Annotated in this window: 6 protein-coding genes; 2 read left to right on the plus strand and 4 right to left on the minus strand. The window is 42.7% G+C overall.

The window, feature by feature from the left end; genetic code table 11:
* Positions 1-39: 39 nt before the first annotated feature.
* Both NSCA4_RS0101665 and NSCA4_RS0101670 read right to left on the minus strand, forming a co-directional pair.
* On the minus strand, positions 40-906 hold the full coding sequence (locus NSCA4_RS0101665) for a phosphoribosylaminoimidazolesuccinocarboxamide synthase (protein ID WP_016686526.1): 867 nt from the start codon (positions 904-906) through the stop codon (positions 40-42).
* 169 nt (positions 907-1075) lie between these two features.
* Positions 1076-1924: a calcium-binding protein gene (locus NSCA4_RS0101670; protein ID WP_016686527.1), complete on the minus strand. Its 849-nt coding sequence runs from the start codon at positions 1922-1924 to the stop codon at positions 1076-1078.
* Between the two features lie 42 nt (positions 1925-1966).
* Here NSCA4_RS0101670 and NSCA4_RS0101675 point away from each other — a divergent pair, with 42 nt between their 5' ends.
* Together NSCA4_RS0101675 and rfbD are read left to right on the plus strand one after the other, a co-directional pair.
* Entirely contained in the window at positions 1967-2476 is a 510-nt protein-coding gene (locus tag NSCA4_RS0101675) for a hypothetical protein (protein ID WP_016686528.1), read from the plus strand.
* A 554-nt stretch (positions 2477-3030) separates the two neighbouring features.
* A complete protein-coding gene (gene rfbD, locus NSCA4_RS0101685; RefSeq protein ID WP_016686530.1) occupies positions 3031-3894 on the plus strand; it encodes a dTDP-4-dehydrorhamnose reductase in 864 nt (287 codons plus the stop codon).
* A 534-nt stretch (positions 3895-4428) separates the two neighbouring features.
* Here the strand turns inward: rfbD and NSCA4_RS0101690 are convergent.
* The gene (locus NSCA4_RS0101690; protein ID WP_016686531.1) at positions 4429-4683 is read right to left on the minus strand and encodes a glutaredoxin family protein; all 255 of its coding nucleotides are present in this window, start codon (positions 4681-4683) and stop codon (positions 4429-4431) included.
* Between the two features lie 162 nt (positions 4684-4845).
* Positions 4846-5046, minus strand: a complete 201-nt coding sequence (locus NSCA4_RS0101695; RefSeq protein ID WP_016686532.1) for a (2Fe-2S)-binding protein — start codon at positions 5044-5046, stop codon at positions 4846-4848.
* Positions 5047-5328: the final 282 nt, after the last annotated feature.

Raw genomic sequence — 5328 nt, forward strand, 5'->3', positions numbered from 1 at the left:
ATATACTTGAAATCCTAATTTGCCGACATCTTGCCAAATTTATGATTCTTCGGTTAAAAGATTTAATGCTTCTAGATATTTATCAACTGTTTTCTGAATAACATCGCTAGGAACTTCCGGTGCCGGAGCTTTTTTGTTCCAACCGCTTTGCTCCAGCCAATCTCGAACAAATTGCTTGTCAAAAGATGGCGGATTAGTGCCGACTTGATATTGATCCGCCGGCCAAAAGCGGCTGGAATCGGGCGTCAGCACTTCATCCATCAGGGTTAATGTACCGTTTTCATCCAGCCCGAATTCGAATTTGGTATCGCATATGATGATACCGCGTGATTTTGCATATTCTGCGGCTTCCGTATAAAGCTGAATCGCTTTAGCGCGTACTTCAGCTGCCAGCTCTTTACCGATAATGCGTTCGCATTCTTCAAAACTGATATTTTCATCATGATCGCCAACGGCAGCCTTGGTCGACGGGGCAAAAATCACTTCCGGAAGCTGCTGCGCTTCTTTCATCCCTTCGGGAAGTTTGATGCCGCAGACAGAACCGTTTTTTTGGTAATCTTTCCACCCGCTGCCCGCCAAATAACCGCGCACAATCGCCTCTACTTTGACAGGAGTCAGTTTTTTAACGACAACTGCGCGTTTCTCGATGGCTTTGGCTTCATGTTCAGGCAAAACGTTATAAACCGTATCACCGGTAAAATGATTGGGCATGATATGCGCCAGTTTTTTAAACCAGAAATTGGAAATCTGCGTCAGAATTTCTCCTTTACCCGGAATCGGATTGTCTAAAATCACATCAAATGCAGACAGTCGGTCGGACGCAACCATCAACATGCGTCTGCTGTCGATTTCATATAAATCGCGCACTTTTCCGGAGTAGACTTTTTTCAAGCTGATTTCGGACATTTCGGGTTTCTCTTTCGCTGACTTGGTTTAAACAGGATTCCGTTATTGTATCCGAATTTGGATTTTGCGGTCAGATTGTTTACAAAATAGGTCGTCTGAAAACGTTTTGCGCGGATGCAGACGCTTTCAGACGACCTTATCAAGCCTAAGTCTAACTACTAATCAGAGATTAGATGCTAGGAACTTGGGTTTGTTGTTGGATGCTGTTTACAGCTGACAGAGAGTAGTAATCACCATGACCGGTTACTTCGTAAGTGCTGCCATCGGCAAACTTGAAGTTTTCAATTTTATGGTTGTTACCGGAGAACCAATCGTCGATTGTAACAGAGTCGTTATTGCCGACAGATACGGTCAGGTTGTTGCCTGATTTGCTCAATAATACGTCGGAAGCAGAAACACCTTTGCCGAATTGCAGGGTATCGTTACCGCTTTCGTCTTGGATGGTATCGCGGCCGTAACCTTTGTCGAAGAAGTAGGTATCGTTGCCGGTACCGCCGATCAGGATATCATTGCCAATACCGCCGTCGAGGTAGTCATTACCGTCTTTACCAACCAAACAGTCGTCGCCTGCCAAACCGTACAAGTGGTTGTCGCCGGAGTTACCGTTGATGTCGTTGTTCAGAGCGTTACCGGTACCGTTGAGATTGCCGGAACCTTGCAAGAACAGGTGCTCAACGTTGTCGGTCAGAGTGTAGTCGATTACGCTGCGAACAGTATCGATACCGCCGTTCAGATTACCGTATTCGATAACTTCGTCGCCTTTGTGGTCAACAAAGTAAACGTCATTGCCGTCGCCACCACGCATGATGTCAGCGTCAGCACCACCGTTCAAATAGTCGTTACCGTCACCACCTTGCAGGTAGTCTTTACCGGCTTGACCATACAGGGAGTCGCCGTTGTTACCGCCTTGCAGGGTGTCGTTGCCGGCACCGCCGTAAATCACGTCAGCACCGTCACCGCCGTAAATTACGTCTTCGCCGCCGGTACCGTAGATAGTGTCTTTCTTATCGGTACCCACAGTTTTGGTTGCACCCTTTTTATCTTTAGTCGAACCGTCAACATGGATAATGTTGCCTGGATTTTTATCAACATTGCCATAAGTGTTGTTTTGATTATGGTCGTCAACGCAATCTTTGCAGTCTTTATCGTTGGGTTTAGGCTGCGGTTTTGGTTGCGGCTTAGGTTGAGGTTGTGGCTGCGGCTTAGGTTGAGGTTGAGGTTGAGGTTGAGGTTGAGGTTGAGGTTGAGGTTGAGGTTGAGGTTGAGGTTGAGGTTGTGGTTGTGGTTTTTGAGGTTCAACCGGTGGGAAGTTTGGTTCCAAGGGCTTCTGAGGAGCTGGTTTTGGAGCCGGTTTTGGGTAATAAGGTTTACCCGGATTGCAATCGAACTTGATTACAACGCATTTGTAAGCTACTTTTGGAGGCGGGCAGTACGCACCATGACCAATTTTGCCATGATGTACTTTGATACCGTGAGAAGAGCCGTAGTTATGGAAACTACCTTTGTAACCGAAACCACCATGGCTCGGGGGGCAGTAAGGATTGTAGGATTTAACCGGAGGGCAGTATGAGTTGAAGTGGGCTTTAGAAGAATAGCCACCATAATGATAAGTCATGATAAATCACTCCCAGAATAAATATGTGTAATTAAGAAGTATAGGCCTTTTGACAAAACGTAAATCGATCAAACCGCCTACACTGTTATTCTAGTGATATTTCATGATTAACTGTTTTTCAATTCGCTAACGGTTGAAATTTCAGACGAATGGAAACCTTTTTTAAAACAATCAAATTCAAATTGACAATTTATTCTGATGATAATTCCTTTATTAAAAACAAGATATTGATTATTTTTGAAATAATATTTTTTTATTTCAACGTACTATTTATTTCACTTTCCACAACAGGGATCCCTTTTTTCCCCTTCAAACAAAATTTTTCATAACTCATCTTATCTTACCGCCAAATATTAGCGAGATATTGCAACGATCTCACCTCCCCTCGTTCAAATTTTCCAATAAACACAAGTTCAAAACGGCGAAGGGGTAAAATGCTGTTAAGAGCTGATGTTTGCTCTATAATGATGGGCATCTTGCTGAAACAATATTCATTAAGGAGATATACCATGAGGACTTTGCTGACAGGCTCTAAAGGACAACTCGCACACTGCTTCCGCGACCGACTTCCTGATAATTGGGAGCTGATTGCCACTGACTCCTCTTCCTTAGATATTACGGATGCCGATGCCGTTCGCAATATGGTTCAAAACTTTCAACCCGATGCGATTGTCAATACCGCCGCCTATACCGCTGTCGATCGTGCAGAGACAAACGTTCCTGCTGCATTTGCCGTCAATGCTGCAGCTGTTCACAATCTTGCCGACGCAGCACGTTCGGTTCATGCCCGATTTATCCACATATCGACTGATTACGTTTTCGACGGGACAAGCAAAACACCCTACCGTGAACATGACTACACCAATCCACAAAGCGTATACGGCCGCACCAAAGCCGCCGGAGAACTACTGGCGCTTGCCGCTAATCCTGAAAGCACGATTATCCGTACCTCTTGGCTATTTAGCGAATACGGCAACAATTTTGTTAAAACCATGCTGCGTTTGGCAAAAGAACGAGACACTCTTTCCGTTGTCAACGATCAAATCGGATGCCCGACCTATGCGGGGGATTTGGCGCAAGCCATCATTACACTTTTGCAACACCCATCACCTTCCAGAGGAATCTACCACTTCGGCGGCAACAAATCGGTTACTTGGTATGAATTCAGCCAAGCTATCTTTCAAACGGCACTAAAACATGACAATAATTTCAACATGCCGAAATTAACACCCATCACCACCGACCAATATCCTCTTCCTGCACCACGCCCCGCGTACAGCATTATGGATTGTCGAAAAATCGAAAACGATTACGGCATCAAACCCTCTGACTGGCAAAAAGCTTTAAACGACATCATCGGTAAATTGGACTAATCCTCACTAAAAAGCCCCTGATAACAGGGGCTTTTTATATGAACGTCAAACCTTACGAAACAAGTATTTAACTTTACACAATTCATCTTTTAGTCTAAATAAAAAACAGCTATCATCCTAACCTAACATCCACAATATATTGAATAATGGATAAAAGACCAATAAACAATCAACGATAGGGTTATTAAACGGTAAATGCATGATTTGATTCATCTTCCGTTTCAGAATAATCCTTTAAATCACAGAAAGGAAAAATAATGCCACATCGCAGACGACTGGCTATTTACCAAGCCGCAAAACGTGCTTCCTTCACCGGAAAACCGGTTGCTCCGACTACACCCGTAGCCGGTTAAACAAAACAGAGGGGATGATGTTTACCCCTCATGATATTTCAAAGGCTGTCTGAAATAAAAAATCAGGCAGCCTTTTATTCATATAGCGGTAGCGTAAGAACAAAATCCTGAAATTCTTTGAAAATTTTTCAGACGAGCTTTTTTCAATTATCGAAACCAACTTATCAAAACAGAAATACTTTCAGCCGTTATACCCATTACATTTTGTTTCCAAGAAGGTTTTCAATTTTTCCTCATCCAAAAACCAATGGCAAATTTCTGTTTCGCCATCAAGTAAAACAGGGACAAGTTCATTATATTTTTCTTCCAAGACAGGATCTTCATCAACATCAAGAATTTCCAGCTCAAAGCCAAATCTTTCTTGATACGGTTTAAGCTGTTCGCGCATTTTGTGGCAGAGGCTGCAATATTCGCGAAACATCAACGTCAGTTTCATAATAGACTCTTTACTGTAAACGGAAATCGAGATTGTAAGGTATAGCCGATTAACTTCAAAACGGCGATGCGGCATATACCGTTTTATTTTAGAGTAGATATAAAAGGTCGTCTGAAACCAAAGATTTTGGTTTCAGACGACCTTTTTGAATTCTAGATAAAATTAAGACTGAACATTAATACCGGCGGTAATAGTAGTTTGGGCATTGTTGATATTCAGAAACGAAGCAGCCAATTCGCTGCAACACCCACAGCAAGTAGCTACTCCTAATTGAGCCTGCAAATCGCTCATCGTACTTGCGCCGGCGGCGATGGTTTCTTTGATTTCGTGGTCGGTAATGGCGTTGCAGATGCAGACAAACATAATGTGCTCCGTGTTTTCTTTCGCTCAGTATTGATAGTGTGTTTTATTCTTAAACATGAATATAAATAAAAACTGTTTGCATTGCAAGGTTTACCTCTTGCTTTATCTTGGTAATTTTCTATTGAAATCCATATTTCGATTGATATTTCCCAAAATAATTTATAGTTAATTAAAAACAAAATAGTACAATACTCAACTTTGAAGGTCTAACCATGGCATACTCTGCGGACTTAAGAAACAAAGCTTTAAACTATTACGAACAATGCAAAAACAGCCTGTATG

The sequence above is a fragment of the Neisseria sicca 4320 genome, from assembly GCF_000193735.1.
GTDB lineage: Bacteria > Pseudomonadota > Gammaproteobacteria > Burkholderiales > Neisseriaceae > Neisseria > Neisseria sicca_E.